Raw genomic sequence first — 21,814 nt, 5'->3', positions numbered from 1 at the left:
TTTAGCGAACCGCGCCGGGATTAACCGAAGATTGGGAAATATGCGGCATGGTGGCGGAAACGAGGCCATCAACGGAACCCGCATATGCAACAGCGCAGCTCTGCCCAAACGGTGCCCGCCCTGCGGCCCATGCCGCGGACCGGCCGGACCGAGGCTTATCTGGAAAGCCTGCAGATGCTCGAGCGTCTGCACCGGCTTCTGCTGGATCTGGTCAAGGACGAATTCGAGCGGCTGGGCCGGTCCGAGCTGACGCCGGTGCAGGCGCTGCTGATCTACAATCTCGGCACCTCCGAGGTGACGGCGGGCGAGTTGCGCTCGCGCGGGATGTATCAGGGCTCGAACGTGTCCTACAATCTCAAGAAGCTGGTCGAGCTGGGCTATGTCCATCACGAGCGCTGCGAGATGGACCGCCGCTCGGTCCGCGTGCGGCTGACCCCCGCCGGGCAGGAGGTGCGCGATTGCGTGGCGCGGCTGTTCATGCGCCATGCCGAGGGGCTGGACCTGTCCGGCGTGCTCGACGATCCGCCCATCGAGACGGTGAACCTGCAATGGCGGCGGGTCGAACGCTTCTGGGCGGAACAGATCCGCTACATCTACTGAAAGCGCCGCTGCCGAACGCGCCGCCGGGATGCATGGCCCGGCCGCGCCATCATGCCCGGCCCGACGCGAATCGGCCCAAGGGGCCTCTTCCCGCCGGCCGATCCTGGGGGCGTCGGGCCGGGCATGATCCTGGCGGCACAGCTACCGCGCGAAAAGGCGGGCCGCCGCGGGAAAGAGCGGCCGCCAAGCGACAGGGCCGCGCCATCCGCGCGGCGCTTTGCGCTTGCGGGCCGGCGCCTACCAGTGGCCGGTATTCTCCATGCTGGCCCAGGGTTCCTGCGGCGGCAGATGCTCGCCTTCCTGCAGCAGCTCGATCGAGATGTTGTCGGGGCTGCGCACGAAGGCCATGTGCCCGTCGCGCGGCGGCCGGTTGATGGTCACGCCCGCATCCATCAGCTTCTGGCACATCTCGTAGATGTTCTCGACCCGATAGGCGAGATGGCCGAAATGCCGGCTGTCCGAGGGCAGGCCCTCGTCCCCGTCCCAGTTCCAGGTCAGTTCGACCGGGCATTCCGGCTGGCCGGGCGGCGCCATGAAGACCAAGGTGAAGCGCCCCTTCTCATTGTCGATGCGCCGCGTCTCCTCAAGCCCGAGCAGGCGGAAGAACGCCATCGTCTTTTCGAGATCGAGCACGCGGACCATGGTGTGCAGATAGCGGACCTTCATCGTCATCCCTTTCCCTTTCGTCGCCGCCAGACTGGCATGCCGGCGGCCTGACCGCAATGTGGGACGATTGGCTGCACCTGCGGCGCCCATACTGCCGGTTGATTGAATCACCCGTCGGTGCCACAAGATATGCCCAACAGCACGAAGGATTCCGCCATGCCCCTGACCCCCGAACAACAGGCCGAGATCGACGAGTTGCGCGCCCACCCGCGCCCCACCCTGCGCGCCGTCTCCGAGGGGATGGAGCGTCATCTCTACAAGGCGCATCCGGTGCTGGACCACGGGCTGGTGCGGGTCATCGACTACATGGGCGACGACGGCGCGATCACCCAGGCCGCGCGCGTGAGCTATGGCCGCGGCACCAAGTCGGTCAGCAACGACGAGGGGTTGATCCGCTATCTGATGCGGCACTGGCACTCAACCCCCTTCGAGATGTGCGAGGTCAAGTTCCACGTCAAGCTGCCGGTCTTCGTCGCCCGGCAATGGATCCGCCACCGCACCGCCAACGTGAACGAATATTCGGCGCGCTACTCGATCCTGGACCGCGAATTCTACATCCCGGCGCCCGAGCACCTCGCCGCGCAATCGACGGTGAACAACCAGGGCCGCGGCCAGGTCCTGGAGGGCGACGAGGCCGCCCGCGTCCTGGACCTGCTGCGCGAGGACGCGATGCGCAGCTATGACCATTACGAGGCGATGCTGAGCCAGGAAGGCCAGCAGGGTCTGGCGCGTGAGCTTGCCCGCATGAACCTGCCGGCGAATGTCTATACGCAATGGTATTGGAAGGTGGACCTGCACAATCTGTTCCATTTCCTGCGCCTGCGCGCCGATGCCCATGCGCAATACGAGATCCGCGCCTATGCCGAGGCCATCTGCGGCATCGTCCGGGACTGGGTGCCCTTCGCCTATGCCGCCTTCGAGGATTACCGGCTGGGCGGGGTGCAGCTTTCCGCCAGGGGCGTCGAGGTCTTGCGCCGCCGGCTGGCGGGCGAAGAGGTCACGCAGGAGAACAGCGGCATGAGCAAGGGCGAGTGGCGCGAGTTCGAGGCGGTCTGGGGGTGAACCGAGTTGCGACGATTTTCATTATTTCGTTGCGACAGCCTCAAATTCCTGTGCGTTGACGCGACGTCATCCAAGACTTCCCCTGTCGGAACCCGAAGCCGATAAAGGACAGCGAACAGGATGAATACGACAATTCGGCTGGCTTTGGCCGCCTCGCTTCTGGCGAGCGGCGCCAGCCACGCCCAGGACGGCACGCTTTCGATCGCCATGCTCATTCCAGGCAAGATCGACGATAACGGTTTCATGGAGGCCGGCTATAACGGCCTTCTGAAGATCGAGAAGCAGTTCGGCGCACAGATCGCCTATATCGATCAGGTGCAGCCGGAACAGGACCAGCTGGAAGAGGCGCTGCGCACCCTGGCCCGGAAAACCCCCGACATGGTCATCGCCCATGGCGGCCAGAACAACGAGGCCGCCAGGGCCGTCGCAGCCGAGTTCCCGGAGATTCCCTTCGTCGTGGTCCAGGGCGGCGTCACCGGACCGAACCTGTCGAGCTACGAAGTGCTGCAGGAGCACAGCGCCTGGCTCGGCGGCGCGGCCGCGGGGCTGTTGACGCAGTCCGGCGTGGTCGGCCACATCTCAGGCATCCGGGTGACGCCGGGGCTGAAGGGGCGCGGCGGCTTCTACAACGGGCTGATGCATACCAGGCCCGGCGCGAAATTCCTGACGATCTTTGCCGGCAACCAGGACGATACCGAACTGGCCGCGCGGGTGGCCAAGGCCCAGACCGACCAGGGCGCCGACATCATCTTCACCATGCTGAACGCCGGCCGCCAGGGCGCCACCGACGCCATGCGCGCAGCCGGCGCGAAGCAGATCGGCAATGTCATCGACTGGACCAAGGTCGAGCCCGATGTCTTCATCGCTTCGGCCATCGCCGATGTCAGCATTCCCAGCGTGCAGGCGGTGCAGGATCTGGTGGACGGCACATGGAAGCCCGAAACCGTCAAGCATATGGGGCTGGAAAACCCCGAGGCGGTTTCGCTGACCCTGTCCGATGCCGTCCCGGCCGAGATCCGCGGCCAGATCGACACCCTGCGCGAGCAGATCGTAAAGGGAGAGATCGCGGTCTCGACCGAATATTCCGGGCCGGAACTGGAGATGTGACCAGCGGGTCGGGGCGGCGCCTAGAGCGCCGTCCACCCCCCGTCGACCGAAATCGTCGTACCGGTGATCTGCTCCGCCGCCGGCGAGCACAGGAAGACCGCCGTGCCGCCCATCTGCTCGACCGTGGCGAATTGCCCCGAGGGCTGGCGCTGCAGCATGACCTTGGCGATCACCTCCTCGCGGCTCATGTTGTGGGTCTTCATCTGGTCGGGGATCTGCTTTTCCACGATGGGGGTCAGCACATAGCCGGGGCAGACGGCGTTGCAGGTGATCGGCTCCTTCGCGGTCTCCAGCGCCGTCACCTTGGTCAGGCCGACGATGCCGTGCTTGGCCGCGACATAGGCCGACTTGTATTCGCTGGCCGTCAGACCGTGCGCCGAGGCGATGTTGATCACCCTGCCCCAGCCGGCCTGGCGCATCAGCGGCAGCGCCGCCGCCGTGGTGTGAAAGGCGGAGCTCAGGTTGATGGCGATGATCGCGTCCCATTTCTCGGCCGGGAAGTCCGGGATCGGCGCGACATGCTGGATGCCGGCATTGTTCACCAGGATGTCGCAGGCGCCAGCCTTCTCGATCAGGGCGCGGCAGTCGGCGCCCTTGGACATGTCGGCCTGGATATAGCGCACCTTGACGCCATGCTCGGCGGCAAGGCTTTCGGCCAGCGCGTGATCCTCGGCCGCGTCGGTGAAGCTGTTCAGCACGAGATCCGCGCCCGCCCGCGCCAGCTCATGCGCGATGCCAAGCCCGATCCCCGAATTGGAGCCCGTCACCACCGCCGTCTTGCCGCCAAGGAATTTCTCGAACATCGCCGCCTCCACGTCCGCGTTGCTGTTGCGGCCGCAGCATGGGGAAAAAGCCGGCGCCGCACAAGCTTGGACGCCAGGGGCCCGCGGGGTGCAGGAATCCGGCAAGACCGCACATTCCGTTCACTTTTTCGCGTGATCGATTCCCCCGGCCGGCGCGGACCCGTCCGGGACGGCGGACGGCCGGGAAAAGCCGCAAAATCCCCAAGAAAAAAGCGCCCGCACGAGGCGGGCGCAAGTCATGAGGCAGGTTTCATACAGGCAAGAAACCTATCGAGCAGTGCCTTATCTATACGCTTTTCCCCCCATGAGTCCAAGGCGTAAGTTTGCCTCATGGTGAACGGGCGGCTAATCTGCGCGCGGACAGGATCAACGACCCGGAAATCAGGGCAATCGAGCATGCGATTCTTCAAATTTACTAACGAATCCGCGATCTGGCGGCGAATCGCGCTGTGCCTGTGTGTTGCATCCATGCCGCTGGCAAGCCCTGCCGAACCCATGCATGCCATTGCAATGTATGGAGAACCTGCGCTGCCGCCCGGCTTCACCCACCTGCCCTATGCCAATCCCGAGGCACCCAAGGGCGGCACGATTCGCCTGGCCGAGACGGGCAGCTTCGATTCGCTCAATCCGTGGATCCTGATGGGCAATCCGGTCTGGCCGATCTTCACCCAGCCGGGGCTGCTGGCCGAGTCGCTGATGACCCGCTCGATCGACGAGCCCTTCACGCTTTACGGCCTCCTGGCCGAAAGCGTCGAGACCGATGCCGAGCGCAGCTGGGTCGAATTCACCCTGCGGCCCGAGGCCCGGTTCTCGGACGGCACGCCGGTGACCATCGAGGACGTGCTGTGGTCCTATGAGGTGCTGGGGACCAAGGGGCATCCGCGCTATACCGCCGTCTGGTCCAAGGTCGAGACCATGGAACAGACCGGCCCGCGCTCGGTCCGCTTCAGCTTCAACACCCCCGACCGCGAGCTGTCGATGCTGATGGGCATGCGGCCGATCCTGAAAAAGGCGCAATGGGAAGGGCGCGATTTCAGCCAGTCCAGCCTGATGGTCCCCATCGGCTCGGGCCCCTATGTCATCGACAAGGTGGATCCCGGCCGCGCGATCACCTTCCGCCGCAATCCGGACTATTGGGGGCGCGATCTGGCCGTCAGCCGGGGCCTGCATAATTTCGACGTGATCCGCTACGACTATTTCGGCGATGCCTCGGCCATGTTCGAGGCCTTCAAGGCCGGCGAGATCGATGTCTGGCGCGAGCTGGTCGCGGCGCGCTGGGACCGCGACTTCGATTTCCCCGCCATGCGCGACGGCCGGATGGTGAAATCCGAGATCCCGCACAGCCGCCCCTCGGGGATCATGGGGCTGGTGATGAACACCCGCAATCCGCTGTTCGCGGACTGGCGGGTGCGGCAGGCGATGATCGAGGCCTTCAACCACCGCTTCATCAACATGACGCTGACCGGCGGCAAGGACCCGCGCATCACCAGCTATTTCGCCAATTCCGAACTGGCGATGCAGCCCGGCCCGGCCAGCGGACGCGAGGCCGAGCTGCTCGCCCCCTTCGCGGACCAGCTGCCGCCCGGCACCGTTGACGGCTACGCCCTGCCCGAGGGCGGCGAGCGTGCCATCGACCGCAAGGGCATCCGCGCCGCGCTGGACCTGCTCGGCGAGGCGGGCTGGACCGTCCAGCAGGGCGAGCTGCGCGACGCCCAGGGCCGCCCCTTCAGCTTCGAGATCCTGCTGAACCAGTCCGGCAGCGCCATGCGCACCAGCGCCGAGATGCGGCAGATCGTCGACATCTTCGTGCAATCGCTGCGCAACCTGGGCATCCGCCCCAAGGTGACGCTGCTCGATTCGGCGCAATATGTGGAACGCACCAACAACTACCAGTTCGACATGACCTGGTACGAGCGCGGGCTGTCGCTCTCGCCCGGCAACGAGCAGCGGCTTTACTGGGGTCGCGAGGGCGTGACCAAGCCGGGCAGCCGCAACTGGATGGGCATGGACAGCCCCGCCGCCGAGGCGATGATCGCCGAGATGGGCCAGGCCCGCACGCATGAGGGTTATGTCGCCGCGGTCAGGGCCCTTGACCGGATCTTAACCGCCGGACGCTATGTCATCCCGGTCAGCTATTCACGGATTTCCCGCTTGGCCCATCGCGCCGACCTGGATTATCCTGAAAACACGCCGCTTTACGGTGACTGGCCCGGCTTCATGCCAGAAACCTGGTGGCAGGAGGAAAGAGAATGAAATTCAGTCGGATCGCAACCGTCCTGATCGTCCTGGCGCTTGCCGCGTGCAATACCGTGGCCGGCGTCGGCGAGGACATCACCGGCGCCTCGCGCCTGGTTCAGGGCGGGCTTGGCGGAGGAGGCTACTGATGAAATGGGTGCACGTCCGCGACAACTGGCCCGCCTTCTTCGAGGCCATCGTCGAGAAATGGCCCACGGCCGATGAAAGCGACCTGGAGGAGATCGACGGCGACCAGCGCGCCTTCATCGCCTATATCGCCGAGGTCACCGGGCAGGAGATCGACGAGACCAAGGACGAGATCCGCGAATGGCTGGCGGGCGAGATCCCCTCGGACATCGTCATGGACCCGATCCACGACAATCATTCGATCAAGCTTTCCTCGAAATATGTCGGCGAGGGCGAGGACGAATATGACGACGACGCCCGGTTCGGCGATGACGACGAGGTCCCGGACGACGGCGACTGAGCACAGCCTTCGGCCGGCCCCGACGGGCCTGCCGCGCCGCGGGGCCCGGCCGCGATGATCCGGGGCGCGCGGACGGCTGGTCCCCCTCCTGACGGCTGGCCCCGTCCTGACGCGATCCGCCTTCCCATCGCCGCAGCGGCGAAAGCCGGGGCCGCACCGGCTCCGGAAGGCGGGAACCGCACCCGACCGCCAGCCGGGCCGAGCGTTCCGCGGCCAGCCCCATGCCCGGCGAGGCCGGCGGACCAGCGAGTCCACTCCTCCGGCGTTGCCCGGAATGCCCGCCCGGCTCCCGTTCTCCCAATACTCTCGGGGAGTCCGGGGGCGAAGCGCCCCGGCTGCTCCAGGACCGTCAGGCATCGAGGTCGATCCAGACCGGGACGTGATCGCTGGGCTTCTCCTTGGCGCGCTCGTCGCGGTCGATACCCAGGTCGATCAGCAGATCGGCGGCTTGCGGCGACAGCAGCACATGATCGATGCGGATGCCGTTGTCTCTCTGCCAGGCGCCCGCCTGGTAGTCCCAGAAGGTGAAGGGGCCGCGCGTGCCGTCCGGATGGCGCAGGCGCACCGCATCCGCCCAGCCGTCGAAGACGATCCGGCGCAGCGCGGCACGGCTTTCGGGCTGGAACAGCGCGTCGTCCCGCCATTTCTCGGGAAAGGCGGCGTCACGCGGCTCGGGGATGACGTTGTAGTCGCCCAGCATCACCGCGGGCATCTCGGTCGCCAGCAGCGCCTTGGCCCGGGCGCGCAGCCGCTCCATCCAGACCAGCTTGTAGTCGAATTTCGGCCCCGGCTGCGGGTTGCCGTTCGGCAGGTAGAGCCCGGCGACGCGCAGGGCGCGGTGGCCCACCACCGTCGCCTCGATATAGCGGGCCTGCTCGTCGCCGTCGTCGCCCGGCAGGCCGCGGCTCACATCCTCAAGCGGCTGCTTCGACAGGATGGCGACGCCGTTGAAGCCCTTCTGGCCATGCGTCTCGATGTTGTAGCCCAGATCGGCGATCGGCTCGCGCGGGAAGCCCTCGTCCTGGCACTTGATCTCCTGCAGCACGACCACGTCGGGCTGCGCCTCGGAAAGCCAGCCGGTCAGGGTTTCGATGCGGGCGCGGACGCCGTTGATGTTGAATGTCGCGATCTTCATGCGTGCGAGACTAGCGGGCCGCGCCGGTTCGCGCCAGATCAGATCGGGGCCGGATCAGATCGAGAAGGAGGTGCCGCAGCCGCAGGACGAGCTGGCATTCGGGTTGTCGATGGTGAAGCGGGCGCCGATCAGCTCGTCCGCGAAGTCGATGACCGCGCCGGCCAGGAAGGGCAGCGAGACCGGATCGACCACCACGCTCTGGCCGCCGCCCTGCAGCACCAGATCGTCCTCGGCCGGGTCGTCCAGCCGGATGTCGTATTGAAAGCCCGAGCAGCCGCCGCCCGCCACCGCGACCCGCAAGGGCCGGGCGGGGCCGTCGCCATTGATCTCGGCCAGGCGCGCAAAGGCGCGCTCGGTGACCTTGGGGGGCAGGTTCAGACCTGTGTTCATGGGGCGTTCCCGTTTCCGTCGTCCGGCATGGAATATAGGGTTCGCCGCGAAGCCCCGCAAGGAAGCGACAAGATGATGGCACCCTATGCCTGCCAGCCAGAAGAAAGCCGCGGCCGCCGCTGGCCCGAGCGCATGTCCACCTTCCGCAGCCCCTGGCAGCGCGACCGCGACCGCATCATCCATTCCAGCGCCTTTCGCCGGCTGAAGCACAAGACCCAGGTCTTCGTCGAGCACGAGGGCGACTATTACCGCACCCGCCTGACCCATACGATCGAGGTGGCGCAGGTCGCCCGCACCATCGCCGGCACGCTGGGGCTGAACACCGACCTGGCCGAGACCGTGGCGCTCGCCCATGACCTGGGCCACCCGCCCTTCGGCCATACCGGCGAGGATGCTCTGGCGGCGCTGATGGCGCCCTATGGCGGCTTCGACCACAATGCCCAGGCGCTGCGCATCGTGACCCGGCTGGAACGGCATTACGCGGATTTCGACGGGCTGAACCTGACCTGGGAAAGCCTCGAGGGCATCGCCAAGCACAACGGGCCGGTGACGGGCGATCTGCCCTATGCGCTGGCCGAGGTGAACGCCGAATGGGACCTGGAGCTGCACAGCAATGCCAGCGCCGAGGCCCAGGTCGCGGCGGTGGCCGACGACGTGGCCTATAACCACCACGACCTGCATGACGGGCTGCGCGCCGGGCTGTTCACCGAGGAGGATCTGGCGCAGCTGCCGGTGGTGGGCGAGGCCCTTGCCGAGGTCGACGCGCTGCATCCCGGGCTCGAGCCGATGCGGCGGCGGCACGAGGCGCTGCGCCGGGTCTTCGGCATCATGGTCGAGGACGTGATCGCCGTGGCGCAGAACCGCCTCGCCAGCCTGCAGCCGCAGAGCGTGCAGGAGATCCGCGACATGGAGGGGCCGATCATCCGCTTCTCCAAGCCGCTCTACCAGAATCTCAAGGCGATCAAGCTGTTCCTGTTCCAGCGCATGTATCGCGCCCCCTCGGTGGTGATCGAGAGGAAGCGCGTGACCGAGATGCTGAACGGGCTGTTTCCGCTGTTCTTGAACGACCCCTCGAAGATGCCCGAGCATTGGTTCACGGCCGCCGAGGCCGCCGGGGACGAGACCGGCCGGGCGCGGGTGGTTCTGGATTACGTCGCCGGCATGACCGACCGCTTCGCCATCCAGGAGGCGCAGCGCCTGCTGGGCTGAGGGAAGGGGGGCTTTGCCCCCCGCCGGCCCTGCCCCCTCGACGGGGGCCGGGCCGGCTCCCCCCAGGATATTTGGGCAAGAAAGAAGGGCGGGCTATTCGGCCGTGTCGTGTTCCTGCAGCCATTGCCGCATCATCTCGATCTCGGCCTGCTGAGCGTTGATGACCTCTTCGGCCAGCTTGCGGACCTGCGGGTCCTGGCCGTGTTCCAGCGCGACCCGGGCCATGTCGATGGCGCCCTGGTGATGCGGGATCATGCCGCGCATGAAATCGACGTCGGCATTGCCGCTGTAGTCGATCATCATGTCCTGATGCATCCGCTCCATCGCCTGCCGGTAGCCGGCGGTCGAGGGGCTGTCGTCATGCCCGGCGTGATCCCCGGCCGAATGGTCCTGGGCGGCGGCGGGCAGGGCGATGAGCGCGGCAAGGGTGAAGGTGGCAAGGCGCATGGCTTTCTCCTGTCGTGGCAACGCGCCAGAGAGAAGCGCGGCAGGGCGCGGGGGGCAAATGACAAACCCGTCAACGCAGGAAGATCAGCGCCATGCCCAGCACCGCCAGCAGCGCCCCGGCCCAGGAGGTCGCCGAGGGCCGCGCCCCGATCATCGCCCAGAGCACCGGCAGGATCAGCACCGGAGACAGCGCCGAGAGCGTCGAGACGATGCCGACCTTGCCGCCCTGCAGCGCAAACATCAGCAGCGTCATGCCGATCACCATGGCGATCAGGCCCGACAGCGCGGTCAGCAGCAGCACGCGCGGCGTCGGGGCCGCGCGCGGCTGCACCGCGCGGATCGGCAGGGCCATCAGCAGGGCCAGGCAGGCGACCGCCACGCCCACCCGCACCAGCGAGGCGACATAGGGATCGAATCCCGTCGCCATCACCGGCCGCGCGATCAGCGATCCCAGCGCCTGCCCCGCCGCCGCCATGAGCCCGAAGCCCGCCGCGACCCAGACCGAGCCCTGCACCGTCTCGAACCGGTGCCCGCCCGAGCGGCCGGGCCGGCCCAGCACCGCCATGGCCACGCCGAGGGTGGACAGCATTACCCCCAGAACCGCCGGCAGCGACAATTGCTCGCCCAGGGCCAGCCAGCCCATCAGCGCCGCCATCGGAGCGTTCAGGGCGAAGAGCGCCCCCGAGCGCCTTGGTCCCAGCCGGATCAGCGCGACGTAAAGCAGCGTATCGCCCAGGAAGATGCCGATCACGCCCGAGAGCGACAGCCGCCAAAGGTCCTCGGCCGAAATGCCCTGCCAGCGCCCGGTGGCGACCACGATCGCCGCCAGCATGGCCGCGACCATGGCCTGGCGCAGCCGGTTGAAGCCGAAGGCCCCCAGCGCCTGCGCCGCCGATTGCGACAGGATGCCGGTGATGGCCCAGCAGGCCGCCGCGCCCAACGCCGCAAGTTCATGCACCGGCATGCGGTTTTTTCTCCCCCTCGTTCTGCACGGGATAGGCCGGCGATTGAACCCGCGCAAGGGATCGCGCGTTCAGCCGGCAGGTCACGGCAGAAAAGGAGAACGGCGATGATCGTGAATTCCGGTTCGGCGAAATGGGAGGGCGGGCTCAAGGACGGCAAGGGGGCGCTGTCCACCAAGTCCGGGGCGCTGAGCAACCAGCCCTATGGCTTCAACACCCGCTTCGAGGGGCTGCCCGGCACCAATCCCGAGGAACTGATCGGCGCGGCCCATGCCGCCTGCTTCAGCATGGCCCTGTCGATGATCCTGCAGGAGGCGGGGATCGGCAATGTGAAGATCGAGACCACCTCGGAGATCGGGCTGGCCAAGGAGGGTGACGGTTTCGCCATCAAGACCGCGCATCTGAACACCCGGATCTGGGGCGACGGCGACAAGGCGGTGATCGAGGACTGCGCCCGCAAGGCCGAAAAGGGCTGCCCGGTCAGCAAGGTGCTGAATGCCGAGGTGACCATGGACGTGACGGTGGGCTAGGGCCGGGAGGCCGGAACGCGATCCCGCGAGGGCGCGCGGCGCGAGTCGCGTCCCCGCCCCGTGGGTGATTCCGCCATCCGGCAACTGCCGCGGCATATGGCAGGTGGACGGTGATGCCTCCTGCAACTGCGGCGCCAGGACGGCGGCAATGCCGGCTGGCGGGCGGCCAGGGGCGGGGCGAGCTTCACCCGGCCGGGCCGCTTGCCGTCGTCACCACCGCTGTCAAGAATCTGCCCGGTTTTCGAAGCTCGGACGGGCGGGACGATCCACCCGGAGCGGGAGCCCGCTACGGCGCGACCTCGGGCGGCAGGCTGCGTCGACCTTGCCGCGGGTCTCGCCGGAGGAAGCGACGGCCCCCTCGGGAGCCCTCGGCGGCTGCGCCGGGCTGGACAGGAATCGCCATCGAGGGCGGGCCGGCCATGCCCCGGCGCCTCGGGGCGACGACGGGCATCGAGCCCGCTGCCGGGCGCTGTCCCGACAGCACGGAAAGATGACCCATTTGATACAATTGCGCAGTCGCGCAGGGCGGCGGCGCGCGCTACAAGCGCGCGAAGCGGCGCCCGGCACCCGGTGCGTCTTCATCCTTGTCGCCCGGCGCGCAGGCGGTCCGGCCGACTGTCATGGAGCATCGCATGCGCAAGCCTGTCGCCCTTGTCCTGATCCTTGCGGCCCTGGCCGCGGCTCTGGCCGTTCTCGCCGGCCTGGCCGAAGGAAAATCCGCAACTCCGAATTATCTGAGCGCCCGGGTCAGCCGCGGCGATGTCGAGGTTTCGGTCCTGGCCGAGGGGCGGCTGAAGCCGCAGAACCTCGTCGCCGTGGGGGCGCAGGTCTCGGGGCGGATCACGGAACTGGCGGCGGGGCTGGGCCAGCGGGTGGAGCAGGGCGACCTGATCGCCCAGATCGACTCCGTCCAGCAGGCGAACGAATTGCGCACCGCCAAGGCCGCCCTGGCCAATCTCAGGGCGCAGATGGCCGAGCGCCAGGCCGTGCTGACGCTGGCGGAAAAAACCATGGAGCGCCAGCAGAGCCTGATCCGCTCGGCCGCCGCCGCGCGCAGCAGCTTCGAGAGCGCCGAGCAGGAGGTCGAGGTCGCCCGCGCCCAGATCGCCGCGCTCGAAGCGCAGATCGCCCAGGCCGAGGTGGCCATCGAGATCGCACAGACCAATCTCGACTATGCCCGCATCACCGCGCCCATCGACGGCACCGTGCTGGCCATCGTCAGCCAGGCCGGGCAGACGGTGAACGCGGTGCAATCCTCGCCCACCATCGTGGTGCTGGGGCAACTGGATCGCATGGACGTGCATGCCGAGATCTCGGAGGCGGATATCGGCAAGGTGCAGGCCGGCCAGAAGGTGCGCTTCGTCCTGCTCGACGACAGCGGCAGCAGCTACGAGGGCGTGCTGGCCTCGATCGCGCCGGCGCCGCAGAGCATCGTCAACGACAGCGCCATCCAGGGCGGCAGCACCGACAGCAGCAGCACCGCGATCTATTACACCGGCATCATCCCGGTGGCCAATCCCGACGGCCGGCTGCGCAGCTACATGACCGCGCAGGTCAGCATCATCCTGGGCGCGGCGCAGGACGTGCTGACCATCCCCGCCAATGCGCTTGGCCGGCGCAACCCGGACGGCAGCCACGAGGTCCGGGTGCTGGCCGAAGGCGGCGGGATCGAGACCCGGAATGTCCGGATCGGCCTCAACGACAAGGTGGTGGCCGAGGTGGTCTCGGGCCTTGACGAGGGCGAGCGGGTGATCACCGGCGAGCCGGGGGCCGGCCCGGCAACAGGCGCGGGCTCGGGCGGCGGCGCCGGCCGCAGCGGCCGGGGGCGCATGATGGGTCCGCTGGGTGGCTGAGATGGGCGCCCCGCTGATCCGGCTGCGCGGCATCGGCCGCGCCTACCCTTCGGGCGAGAGCAGGCTGCAGGTGCTGCAGGACATCGATCTCGACATCGCGCGGGGCGAGTTCGTGGCCATCATGGGCGCATCGGGCTCGGGGAAATCGACGCTGATGAACATCCTGGGCTGCCTCGACCGGCCCAGCTCGGGCAGCTACCTCTTGGACGGGCGCGAGGTGGCGCAGCGCGATTCCGGCGCGCTGGCGGCGCTGCGCCGCGAGTTCTTCGGCTTCATCTTCCAGCGCTACCACCTGCTGGCCGAGATGACGGCGCTGGGCAATGTCGAGGTGCCGGCGATCTATCGCGGCCTGCCCGCCGAGGCGCGCCGCGCCAAGGCCCGCGCCCTGCTGGACCGGCTGGGCCTGGGCGACCGGCTGGGCCACAAGCCGGGCCAGCTTTCGGGCGGCCAGCAGCAGCGCGTCTCGATCGCCCGGGCGCTGATCAACGACGCGCGGGTGATCCTGGCGGACGAGCCGACCGGGGCGCTGGACAGCCGCAGCGGCGACGAGGTGCTGGGCATTCTCGAACAGCTGAACGCCGAGGGCCGCACCGTGGTCATCGTCACCCACGACCCGAAGGTCGCGGCGCGGGCGCATCGCGTGGTCGAGATCGCCGACGGCCGCATCATCGCCGACCGCCGGCCCCCGCGCGCCACGCCCGCACCCGCCACCCCGCCGTCCCCCGGGGAAGCCGGCGGAGCCGGCCGCGCCGCCGCCCCGGTGCTGGGCCGGCTGGCCGAGGCGCTGCGCATGGCGGTGCTGGCCATGCGCGCCCACAAGCTGCGCAGCTTCCTGACCATGCTGGGCATCATCATCGGCATCGCCTCGGTGGTCTCGGTGGTGGCGCTTGGCGAGGGGTCGCGGCGGCAGGTGCTGCAAAACATCGCCGGGCTGGGCACGAACACGCTGCAGATCATGCCGGGGCGGGATTTCGGCGACATGCGCTCGGGGCGGGTGACGACGCTGGTCATGGCGGACGGCGCGGCGCTGGCGCGCCAGCCCTGGGTCGCCTCGGTCAGCCCGACGGTCAGCACCAGCCAGACCCTGCGCCACGGCGCCACCGAGGCCAGCGCCCAGATCAGCGGCGTGGGCGAGCAGTATTTCGACGTGGCCGGCATCAGGTTGACCGAGGGCCGCGCCTTCGACGCCGGCGACGTGGCCGCGATGACCCAGAACGTGGTCATCGACCAGAACACCCGCCAGAGCCTGTTCGGCGACGGCCAGGCGCTGGGGCGGACCTTCATGGCGGGCAAGGTGCCCCTGCGGGTGATCGGCGTGGCCGAGGTGCAGAACCGCGGCCCCGGCGGCAGCGCCAGCCTGGGGGTCTATGCGCCCTATACCACGGTGCAGGCGCGCTATCTGGGCACCACCAGCGTCAGCGGCCTGACGCTGCGGGTGGCCGACGAGGTGGACATGGCGCTGGCCGAGCAGTCGGTGACCGAGATGCTGATCCAGCGCCACGGCAGCAAGGATTTCTTTATCGTCAACAACGACCAGATCCGCGAGGCCATCACCTCGACCACGCAGACGCTGGCGCTGCTGATCGCGGCGATCGCGGTGATCTCGCTTCTTGTCGGCGGCATCGGGGTGATGAACATCATGCTGGTCTCGGTCACCGAGCGCATCGGCGAGATCGGGCTGCGCATGGCGGTCGGCGCCCGGCGCGGCGACATCCGCGCGCAGTTCCTGATCGAGGCGGTGCTGGTCTGCGTCATCGGCGGCGCGGCGGGCATCCTGGCCGCGCTCGGCTTCGGCCTGGCCTTCGAGCGGCTGAGCAGCGATTTCACCTTGGTCCATTCGCCGCTGGCGATGGCGGCGGCGCTGGCCAGCTCCTGCGGCATCGGGCTGGTCTTCGGCTACCTGCCCGCCGTGAACGCCGCCAAGCTCGACCCCGTCGCGGCGCTGGCCAAGGGGTAGGATCGGCGCCCGGCCGCCGGCCGTGCCCGTGCCCGCATGGCAGCAGCGGCGACGCTATCGAAGGCATGGCGGCTCCGTTCGGCCGACCTGCGCCATGCGGATCGGGGCCGCGCGACCGCCTGACCGGCCGCGCCGGGCCGAGCCGCCGGAACAGACCGCCCCCCTGCCCGGTTAAGGCCGGTAAACTCCTGACAAGGAAAGGGCCTGCCATGGCGGAAGACATCCCGTTCTCTCTGGGCATCGAAGAGGAATACCTGCTGGTCGATGCCCGGACCGGCGAGGTGCGCGAGGCCCCCGACGCTCTGGTCGCGGCCTGCAAGGCCGAGCTGGCCGATCAGGTCAGCCAGGAATTCCTGCGCTGCCAGATCGAGATCGGCACGCCCGTTTCCGCCGATGTGGCCGAGGCGCGCGCGCATCTGGCCCGGCTGCGCGGCAGCATCGCGCGGCAAGCCGCCGAATTCGGCCTGGCGCCGATCTCGGTCGCTTGCCATCCGGTCGCCGACTGGCGCGACCAGGACCATACCGACAAGGACCGCTACAACCGGATCTCGCAAGAGATGGGCGGCGTGGCGCGGCGCATGCTGATCTGCGGCATGCATGTCCATGTCGGCATTCCCGACCAGGCCATGCGCATCGACCTGATGAACCAGCTGTCCTGGTTCCTGCCGCATCTGCTGGCGCTTTCCGCCTCCAGCCCGTTCTGGCAGGGCGAGGATACGCTGCTGGCCTCGTATCGCACCACGGTCTTTGCCGGCTATCCCCGCACCGGCCTGCCGCCGCGCCTGGGCAGCTGGGACGAGTTCGAGCGTTCGGTCAAGGCGCTGACCGAGGTCGGCATCATCGAGGACGGCAGCAAGATCTGGTGGGACCTGCGGCCCTCGTCGCGCTTTCCCACGCTTGAGACCCGGATCTGCGACGCCTGCCCGCGGCTGGACGACACGATGACCCTGGTGGCGCTGGTGCAGGCCACGCTGCGCATGTTGTGGCGGCTGTCGCGGAAGAACCTGCGCTGGCGGCAATACGACAATTTCCTGCTGGGCGAGAACCGCTGGCGCGCGATCCGCTACGGGCTGACCGAGGGGCTGATCGATTTCGGCACCCGGCGCATCATCCCCTTCGACCAGACCGCCGAGGACTGGCTGGCCGCGATCTCCGAGGATGCCGATGCGCTGGATTGCCAGCCGGCCGTGGCCGGGATGCGCGACATGATCGCGCGCGGCTCGGCCGCCGAACAGCAGCGGGCCGTCTTCGCGGCCGCACTGGCCGCCGGCGCGACGCGCGAGGAAGCCTTTCGCGAGGTCGTGCTGTGGCTGATCGAGGCGTTTCGCAGCGACCTGTAAAGCCGGGCATGCCGCGGCGACGGGGGCGGCGATTTCCCCGCCGCCGGGAACAAAGCCGGCAGGCGCGGGTTGCCTCGGCGACATCGACTGGACAGGAGGACGCGATGAAACGATCCTTGATGCTGCTTGGCCTTGCCCTGCTGCCGGCCGCGGCGCAGGCGCAGGACGCCACGGCGAAATTCCTCGACGCCCAGGGTCAGGAGGCCGGATCGGCGACCTTGACCGCGACCCCGAACGGCGTGCTGATCGAGGCCGAGGTAACCGGCCTGCCGCCCAGCAGCTGGCTTGCCTTCCACATCCACGAAACCGGGACATGCGACCACAGCACCGGCCACGAATCCGCCGGCGGGCATTTCAACCCTTCCGGGACGCCGCATGGCGTGCTGGCCGAAGGCGGCCCGCATGCCGGCGACATGCCCAATATCTGGTCCGATGCCGAGGGCACGGCGCGCGTCCAGGTCTTCAACCCCTTGGTCACCCTGGCCGAGGGCGAGAATGCCGTCCAGGGCCGGGCGCTGATGGTCCATGCCGGCCCCGACGACCACCAGACCCAGCCCAGCGGCGGCGCCGGCGACCGGCTGGCCTGCGCGGTGATCGAATAGGCCGGCATCGCGCGGCGCAGCGCGAGCTGCGGCGCGCGCCCTCCCCTTTCCGCCCCCCCCCCCGCCGGGGTTCCCGGACCGGCCGAAGCCCGGGCCGCCGCAGCGACCGCCACGGGCCAGGGCGACGGTTTCCGCCGCCGCTCGGCCCGACGACGGCCCCGGAAACGGCGGGCGCCCGCGCGCGGCAAGCCTCGCGCCGAGGGCCTTGCTTCCGGCGCCATGCCCTGAAATCGCGGTCCTCGCCAGGCGCGGCCGCACCCCGGCGGCGCGCGAGGAACCGAGGTGCTTCCCCTTGCCCTCCGAATATGTCACGGACGGGGTTGCAGCGCCGTCATCGCCATGCGCGGGTCCGCGGGCCGGCGCCTGGGCGACGGGCTCTGCCGGCCGGGCGCGAGCCGCGGCCCGGGCCGATGCGGGCGCTGCGCCGCGCGGATGCGGTCCGGCCGTCTTCCGTGCCTGACGAAGGGATATGAAGGGACTGCCATGCTGCGCGCATTCTTCGCCTATTATCGCCCCTGGATGGGGCTCTTCTGGCTGGATTTCGGCTGCGCGGTGCTGTCGGGCCTGCTGGAGCTGGCCTTTCCGCTGGCCGTCACCGCCTTCATCGACCACCTGCTGCCCAGGGGCGACTGGGGGCTGACCATGCTGGCGGCGGCGGGGCTGCTGGGGCTTTACGCGCTGAATGCCGGGCTGATGGCGATCGTCACCTATTGGGGCCACAAGCTGGGCATCAATATCGAGACCGAGATGCGCGCCCGCGCCTTCGACCACCTGACCCGGCTGTCCTGGCGCTGGTATGACCGCGCCCGCACCGGCAAGCTGGTCGCCCGCGTCACCCGCGACCTCGAGGAGATCGGCGAGGTCGCCCATCACGGCCCCGAGGATGCCTTCATCGCCATCATGACCTTCTTCGGCGCCTTCGCGCTGATGTTCGCGATCAACCCGCAACTGGCGCTGATCGTGGCGCTGGTGGTGCCGGCGATGCTGGCGCTGGTCATCATCTATGGCGGCCGCATGACCCGGACCTGGCAGGCGATCTATTCCCGCGTCGGCGACTTCAACGTCCGCCTGGAAGAGGCGCTCGGCGGCGTCCGCGTCGTGCAGGCCTTCGGCAACGAGGCGCATGAATCCGGGCTTTTCGCCACCGACAACCAGCGTTACCGCGCCGCCAAGCTCGACGCCTATCGCATCATGGCCGGCTCGCTGGCGCTGCAATACATGGGGCTGCGGCTGGTGCAGGTCGTGGTCATGGTGGCGGGCGCCGGCTTCGTGCTGGCGGGCGAGCTGACCACCGGCGGCTTCGTCGGCTTCCTGCTGCTGGTCGGCGTCTTCTACCGGCCGCTGGAAAAGATCGCCGCGGTGATCGAGACCTATCCGCGCGGCATCGCCGGCTTCCGCCGCTATCAGGAGCTGCTGGCGACCGAGCCCGAGATCCGCGACGCCCCGGACGCCGTCCCCGCCCCGGCGCTGAAGGGCGACATCCGCTTCGAGGGCGTCAGCTTCGCCTATGACGGCGACCGCCCGATCCTGCGCGATATCGACCTGACCATCCGCGCCGGCGAGACGGTGGCCTTCGTCGGCCCTTCGGGGGCCGGCAAGACCACGCTGCTGGCGCTGCTGCCGCGCTTCTACCAGCCGACGCGGGGCCGCATCAGCGTGGACGGCATCGCGCTGGACCAGATGCAGCTGCACAGCCTGCGCCGCCAGATCGGGCTGGTCAGCCAGGACGTGTTCCTGTTCGGCGGCACGCTGCGCGAGAACATCGCCTATGGCCGGCTGGGCGCCTCGGACGCCGAGATCCTCGATGCGGCGCGGCAGGCCCAGCTTGGCCCGCTGATCGAAAGCCTGCCCGAGGGGCTGGGCACCGTGGTCGGCGAGCGCGGCGTGATGCTGTCGGGCGGGCAGAAGCAGCGCGTGGCCATCGCCCGGGCCTTCCTGAAGAACCCGCCGATCCTGATCCTGGACGAGGCGACCTCGGCGCTGGACAGCCAGACCGAGCGCGAGATCCAGTCGGCGCTGGACGCGCTGGCCGTGGGGCGCACCACCCTGGTCATCGCGCATCGGCTGGGCACCATCCGCCATGCCGACCGCATCGTCGTCATGCAGGAGGGCCGCATCGTCGAGGCGGGCGAGCACGGCGCGCTGATCGCCAAGGGCGGGGTCTATGCCCGGCTTGCGGGGTGATCGCGCAGCGGAAGCGTCGCGGCGGAGTATTTGAAAAACGGTGAAGACCGGACCCCGGAAAGGCGGCCGGCCTTGCGGGCCGGTCGCCATGCCCCCGGCGCCGGCAGGGCGGATCAGAAGCTGCGCGAGACCGACAGCTTGACATTCCGCCCCGGCGCCGGGCCGCTGAGCCAGGAGGCCGGCGTGTAGTCGCGGTCGGCGATGTTGTCGATGCCCATATGCACCTCGATCCCGGCCGCGGCCCCGGATTGCGGCGCCCAGGTGGCAAAGACGTCATGCACGCCATAGCCGGCGCGATGCGTGCCATCCGCCTTGTCGCGACCCCTGGCCAGCGTGCTGCGCAGCCCCAGCCGCCAGGCATCGCCGGCCTGCCAGATCGCCTGCAGCGTCACGCGGTCGTTGGGCAGCGTGTCGAGCACCGTGCCGTCCTGATCCTCGCCCTCGGCCACCGAGACCGCGGCGCCGAACTCCCAGGCGTCGCGCGTATAGCTGGCCTCCAGCTCGCCGCCCCGCAGATAGGCGCGGTCGATATTGGTGAAATGGGCCGCCGGTCCCGCGCCCGAGCGGGCGATCATGTCGGTGATGTGATTGCGGAACAGCGTGAGCTTCATCACCGCCTCGTCGCCCTCGGCAAACAGCCCATTGCCGCGATAGGAGATCCCGGCTTCGAGGTTCTTGCCCTTCTCGTCCTTCAGGTTCGGGTTCGGCGCCGTCGCCATCGAGCCGTCGTAGAGCTCGTCCACCGTCGGCATCCGGTTCACGAAGGCGACGGAGCCGAAGACCGACCACTGCCCGTCCAGCCTGTAGATCGCCGCGACCTGCGGCTCGACCGCCTCGAAGCTGCGCTCTTCGGCGGCGAAGCCGACGGTGTCCTTGGGCTCGGTGCGCTGCCTTTCGTAGCGCAGGCCCGAATTGACCGTCAGCCTGTCCCAGGTCACTTCCGAGAGGGCATAGACCCCCCAGGCGCGGGTGAAGCCCTCGGGATGCGAGGCCGAGGGCACGCTGGACGACCGATCCTGCTTGAGCAGCTCGAAGCCGGTGGTCAGGGCATGATCATGGCCGGCGCCCGACAGGTCTGCCACGTTGGCCAGCTTGAACTTCCACAGGCGATAGTCGCGCCGCCCCAGCAGCGAGGGCATGATCGGCTCGTCCGGGTCGTCGCCCTGCCGCACGTCCTTCATGGTGTTGGTATAGGACAGCGTGGCCGTCACATCGACATAGCGGTTGTCGTCCGGGTTCCAGCCCCAGATCAGCCGCGCGGTCTGGTCGCGGGTGGTGATGTCGCCGACGCCCCAGCCGGAGAAGCCCGGAAACAGCCCCACCTGCGCCCCTTCCAGCTGGTTGAAATCCTGGTTCTCGCCCTTGGCCTCCAGATGCTGGTAGGAAAAGGCGACATGGTGATCGCCGAAGGTCTTCCTCGCCTTCAGCAGCAGGTTCGGCGTCCTGGAGTTCGAGCGGATGCTGGTATTGCCCTCCGCATCCTTGGTATCGCCCAGCTTGCGCCAGGCGAAGGCGGCCAGCGCCTCGAAATCCTCGGCCGGGCGCCAGCCGAGCGCGACGCTGCCCAAGGCCGTGTCGGGGTTGCTGGCATAGCCCAGCTTGGCCTTGCCGCCGAAGCTCTGGCCCTCGGCGATCAGGTCGCCGGCCTCGATCGTCTCCATGGCGATCACCCCGCCGAGCGCGCCCGAGCCGTAAAGCGTGGACGAGCCGGGGCCGCGCAGCACCTCGACCTGGCGCAGGAAGTCCGGCTCGACGAAGAGCGCGCCCTGGCGGTAGGATTCGAAATATTTCTCCTCGCCGTCGATCAGCTGGACGATCCCGGATTCCGAGGCCGCGGCGCCCGAGGAACCGAAGCCGCGGATGTTGAAGCCCTGGCCGAAGAAGCTGCCCGACCCGACGCCGGCAACCCCCGGCACCGTCGCCAGAACCTCGCCGATATGCACCGGCTCGATATCCGCAAGCTGCTGGCCGTCCACGACCGAGACCGATTGCGGCACCTCGGACGCCACCTTGGGCTTGCCGGCGCGCAGCACGATCTGGTCCAGCACATAGGCGGGCCGCGCGGCCTCGGCACGTTCCTGCGCCTGCAGCGGAAGGGTCAGGCTCAAGGCGGTCAGGCAGGTGGTTCCGGCCAGAAACGCGCCGCGAATTCTGTGGCGTGACATGTGATCCCCGTCGTCATCTCGTGAAACTGTTCGCTGGCCACGGGGCTGGCATCTTGCGCGGGGTAAAATAATCTTAGTAA

20 protein-coding genes are annotated in these 21,814 nt (G+C 68.6%); 13 read left to right on the top strand and 7 right to left on the bottom strand.

What is annotated here, in order from left to right:
- Positions 1-84: 84 nt before the first annotated feature.
- Positions 85-600, top strand: a complete 516-nt coding sequence (locus LOS78_RS03515; protein WP_371255997.1) for a MarR family winged helix-turn-helix transcriptional regulator — start codon at positions 85-87, stop codon at positions 598-600.
- A 237-nt stretch (positions 601-837) separates the two neighbouring features.
- On the opposite strand, the gene LOS78_RS03510 is transcribed toward LOS78_RS03515, so the two are convergent.
- A complete protein-coding gene (locus LOS78_RS03510) occupies positions 838-1,266 on the bottom strand; it encodes a VOC family protein (RefSeq protein WP_028713675.1) in 429 nt (142 codons plus the stop codon).
- A 156-nt stretch (positions 1,267-1,422) separates the two neighbouring features.
- Between LOS78_RS03510 and thyX the strand changes: the two genes are divergently transcribed.
- Positions 1,423-2,328 carry an FAD-dependent thymidylate synthase gene (thyX, locus tag LOS78_RS03505; protein ID WP_028717142.1) on the top strand — a complete coding sequence of 302 codons (906 nt, stop codon included), beginning with the start codon at positions 1,423-1,425 and terminating at the stop codon, positions 2,326-2,328.
- A 120-nt stretch (positions 2,329-2,448) separates the two neighbouring features.
- Positions 2,449-3,435: a BMP family protein gene (locus LOS78_RS03500; protein ID WP_230376941.1), complete on the top strand. Its 987-nt coding sequence runs from the start codon at positions 2,449-2,451 to the stop codon at positions 3,433-3,435.
- Positions 3,436-3,455: 20 nt separating this feature from the next.
- Here the strand turns inward: LOS78_RS03500 and LOS78_RS03495 are convergent, their stop codons facing one another.
- Positions 3,456-4,238, bottom strand: coding sequence for a 3-hydroxybutyrate dehydrogenase (locus tag LOS78_RS03495; protein WP_230376940.1), 783 nt, complete (start codon positions 4,236-4,238; stop codon positions 3,456-3,458).
- 396 nt (positions 4,239-4,634) lie between these two features.
- Here LOS78_RS03495 and LOS78_RS03490 point away from each other — a divergent pair, with 396 nt between their 5' ends.
- Genes LOS78_RS03490 through LOS78_RS03485 form a run of 3 tightly spaced genes read left to right on the top strand, consistent with a single transcriptional unit; the run spans position 4,635 to position 6,960 of the window.
- Entirely contained in the window at positions 4,635-6,491 is a 1,857-nt protein-coding gene (locus LOS78_RS03490) for an extracellular solute-binding protein (RefSeq protein WP_230376939.1), read from the top strand.
- Entirely contained in the window at positions 6,488-6,622 is a 135-nt protein-coding gene (locus tag LOS78_RS21995) for a hypothetical protein (RefSeq protein ID WP_256380445.1), read from the top strand. Before LOS78_RS03490 ends, LOS78_RS21995 begins: the two co-directional genes overlap by 4 nt.
- Positions 6,622-6,960 carry a hypothetical protein gene (locus LOS78_RS03485; protein ID WP_028713670.1) on the top strand — a complete coding sequence of 113 codons (339 nt, stop codon included), beginning with the start codon at positions 6,622-6,624 and terminating at the stop codon, positions 6,958-6,960. Before LOS78_RS21995 ends, LOS78_RS03485 begins: the two co-directional genes overlap by 1 nt.
- Positions 6,961-7,309: 349 nt before the next feature.
- Here the strand turns inward: LOS78_RS03485 and xth are convergent, their stop codons facing one another.
- Positions 7,310-8,095, bottom strand: coding sequence for an exodeoxyribonuclease III (gene xth, locus LOS78_RS03480; RefSeq protein WP_230376938.1), 786 nt, complete (start codon positions 8,093-8,095; stop codon positions 7,310-7,312).
- 54 nt (positions 8,096-8,149) lie between these two features.
- Positions 8,150-8,485, bottom strand: coding sequence for an iron-sulfur cluster assembly accessory protein (locus tag LOS78_RS03475; protein ID WP_230376936.1), 336 nt, complete (start codon positions 8,483-8,485; stop codon positions 8,150-8,152).
- A 72-nt stretch (positions 8,486-8,557) separates the two neighbouring features.
- On the opposite strand from LOS78_RS03475, the gene LOS78_RS03470 reads away from it, so the two are divergent.
- The gene (locus LOS78_RS03470) at positions 8,558-9,694 is read left to right on the top strand and encodes a deoxyguanosinetriphosphate triphosphohydrolase (protein ID WP_028713667.1); all 1,137 of its coding nucleotides are present in this window, start codon (positions 8,558-8,560) and stop codon (positions 9,692-9,694) included.
- Positions 9,695-9,787: 93 nt separating this feature from the next.
- On the opposite strand, the gene LOS78_RS03465 is transcribed toward LOS78_RS03470, so the two are convergent.
- Both LOS78_RS03465 and LOS78_RS03460 read right to left on the bottom strand, forming a co-directional pair.
- Positions 9,788-10,141: a DUF305 domain-containing protein gene (locus LOS78_RS03465; protein WP_230376935.1), complete on the bottom strand. Its 354-nt coding sequence runs from the start codon at positions 10,139-10,141 to the stop codon at positions 9,788-9,790.
- A gap of 70 nt (positions 10,142-10,211) precedes the next feature.
- Positions 10,212-11,105: a DMT family transporter gene (locus LOS78_RS03460; protein WP_230376934.1), complete on the bottom strand. Its 894-nt coding sequence runs from the start codon at positions 11,103-11,105 to the stop codon at positions 10,212-10,214.
- A 105-nt stretch (positions 11,106-11,210) separates the two neighbouring features.
- Here LOS78_RS03460 and LOS78_RS03455 point away from each other — a divergent pair, with 105 nt between their 5' ends.
- The 6 genes from LOS78_RS03455 (at position 11,211) to LOS78_RS03430 (ending at position 19,569) form a co-directional block, all read left to right on the top strand.
- Positions 11,211-11,633 (top strand): OsmC family protein, encoded by a 423-nt coding sequence (locus tag LOS78_RS03455; protein ID WP_028713664.1) that lies wholly within the window; start codon positions 11,211-11,213, stop codon positions 11,631-11,633.
- A gap of 632 nt (positions 11,634-12,265) precedes the next feature.
- A complete protein-coding gene (locus tag LOS78_RS03450) occupies positions 12,266-13,486 on the top strand; it encodes an efflux RND transporter periplasmic adaptor subunit (RefSeq protein ID WP_230376933.1) in 1,221 nt (406 codons plus the stop codon).
- 1 nt (position 13,487) lies between these two features.
- Complete coding sequence (locus tag LOS78_RS03445) at positions 13,488-15,443, top strand: MacB family efflux pump subunit (protein ID WP_230376959.1); 1,956 nt, start codon at positions 13,488-13,490, stop codon at positions 15,441-15,443.
- 209 nt (positions 15,444-15,652) lie between these two features.
- Positions 15,653-16,783, top strand: a complete 1,131-nt coding sequence (locus tag LOS78_RS03440; RefSeq protein WP_230376932.1) for a carboxylate-amine ligase — start codon at positions 15,653-15,655, stop codon at positions 16,781-16,783.
- Positions 16,784-16,887: 104 nt separating this feature from the next.
- Positions 16,888-17,385, top strand: a complete 498-nt coding sequence (locus tag LOS78_RS03435; RefSeq protein ID WP_028713661.1) for a superoxide dismutase family protein — start codon at positions 16,888-16,890, stop codon at positions 17,383-17,385.
- A 483-nt stretch (positions 17,386-17,868) separates the two neighbouring features.
- On the top strand, positions 17,869-19,569 hold the full coding sequence (locus tag LOS78_RS03430) for an ABC transporter ATP-binding protein (RefSeq protein WP_230376931.1): 1,701 nt from the start codon (positions 17,869-17,871) through the stop codon (positions 19,567-19,569).
- Positions 19,570-19,682: 113 nt separating this feature from the next.
- Here LOS78_RS03430 and LOS78_RS03425 read toward each other — a convergent pair whose 3' ends face one another.
- Entirely contained in the window at positions 19,683-21,734 is a 2,052-nt protein-coding gene (locus LOS78_RS03425; RefSeq protein WP_230376930.1) for a TonB-dependent receptor domain-containing protein, read from the bottom strand.
- Positions 21,735-21,814 lie beyond the last annotated feature (80 nt).

This window comes from Paracoccus sp. MA (genome assembly GCF_020990385.1).
Taxonomy (GTDB): domain Bacteria; phylum Pseudomonadota; class Alphaproteobacteria; order Rhodobacterales; family Rhodobacteraceae; genus Paracoccus.
The sequence above is the reverse complement of the archived record's forward strand: the minus strand, read 5'-3'. Positions and strand labels throughout refer to the sequence as shown.

Excerpts from the sequence above, each read along its gene's own strand:
- LOS78_RS03500 (WP_230376941.1), top strand. The coding sequence starts at position 2,449 with ATGAATACGACAATTCGGCTGGCTTTGGCCGCCTCGCTTCTGGCGAGC.
- LOS78_RS03440 (WP_230376932.1), top strand. The coding sequence starts at position 15,653 with ATGGCGGAAGACATCCCGTTCTCTCTGGGCATCGAAGAGGAATACCTG.
- LOS78_RS03445 (WP_230376959.1), top strand. The coding sequence starts at position 13,488 with ATGGGCGCCCCGCTGATCCGGCTGCGCGGCATCGGCCGCGCCTACCCT.
- LOS78_RS03465 (WP_230376935.1), bottom strand. The coding sequence starts at position 10,141 with ATGCGCCTTGCCACCTTCACCCTTGCCGCGCTCATCGCCCTGCCCGCC.
- LOS78_RS03470 (WP_028713667.1), top strand. The coding sequence starts at position 8,558 with ATGATGGCACCCTATGCCTGCCAGCCAGAAGAAAGCCGCGGCCGCCGC.
- xth (WP_230376938.1), bottom strand. The coding sequence starts at position 8,095 with ATGAAGATCGCGACATTCAACATCAACGGCGTCCGCGCCCGCATCGAA.
- LOS78_RS03475 (WP_230376936.1), bottom strand. The coding sequence starts at position 8,485 with ATGAACACAGGTCTGAACCTGCCCCCCAAGGTCACCGAGCGCGCCTTT.
- LOS78_RS03485 (WP_028713670.1), top strand. The coding sequence starts at position 6,622 with ATGAAATGGGTGCACGTCCGCGACAACTGGCCCGCCTTCTTCGAGGCC.
- LOS78_RS03435 (WP_028713661.1), top strand. The coding sequence starts at position 16,888 with ATGAAACGATCCTTGATGCTGCTTGGCCTTGCCCTGCTGCCGGCCGCG.
- LOS78_RS03460 (WP_230376934.1), bottom strand. The coding sequence starts at position 11,105 with ATGCCGGTGCATGAACTTGCGGCGTTGGGCGCGGCGGCCTGCTGGGCC.
- LOS78_RS21995 (WP_256380445.1), top strand. The coding sequence starts at position 6,488 with ATGAAATTCAGTCGGATCGCAACCGTCCTGATCGTCCTGGCGCTTGCC.
- LOS78_RS03455 (WP_028713664.1), top strand. The coding sequence starts at position 11,211 with ATGATCGTGAATTCCGGTTCGGCGAAATGGGAGGGCGGGCTCAAGGAC.
- LOS78_RS03515 (WP_371255997.1), top strand. The coding sequence starts at position 85 with ATGCAACAGCGCAGCTCTGCCCAAACGGTGCCCGCCCTGCGGCCCATG.
- thyX (WP_028717142.1), top strand. The coding sequence starts at position 1,423 with ATGCCCCTGACCCCCGAACAACAGGCCGAGATCGACGAGTTGCGCGCC.
- LOS78_RS03495 (WP_230376940.1), bottom strand. The coding sequence starts at position 4,238 with ATGTTCGAGAAATTCCTTGGCGGCAAGACGGCGGTGGTGACGGGCTCC.
- LOS78_RS03430 (WP_230376931.1), top strand. The coding sequence starts at position 17,869 with ATGCTGCGCGCATTCTTCGCCTATTATCGCCCCTGGATGGGGCTCTTC.
- LOS78_RS03510 (WP_028713675.1), bottom strand. The coding sequence starts at position 1,266 with ATGAAGGTCCGCTATCTGCACACCATGGTCCGCGTGCTCGATCTCGAA.
- LOS78_RS03450 (WP_230376933.1), top strand. The coding sequence starts at position 12,266 with ATGCGCAAGCCTGTCGCCCTTGTCCTGATCCTTGCGGCCCTGGCCGCG.
- LOS78_RS03490 (WP_230376939.1), top strand. The coding sequence starts at position 4,635 with ATGCGATTCTTCAAATTTACTAACGAATCCGCGATCTGGCGGCGAATC.
- LOS78_RS03425 (WP_230376930.1), bottom strand. The coding sequence starts at position 21,734 with ATGTCACGCCACAGAATTCGCGGCGCGTTTCTGGCCGGAACCACCTGC.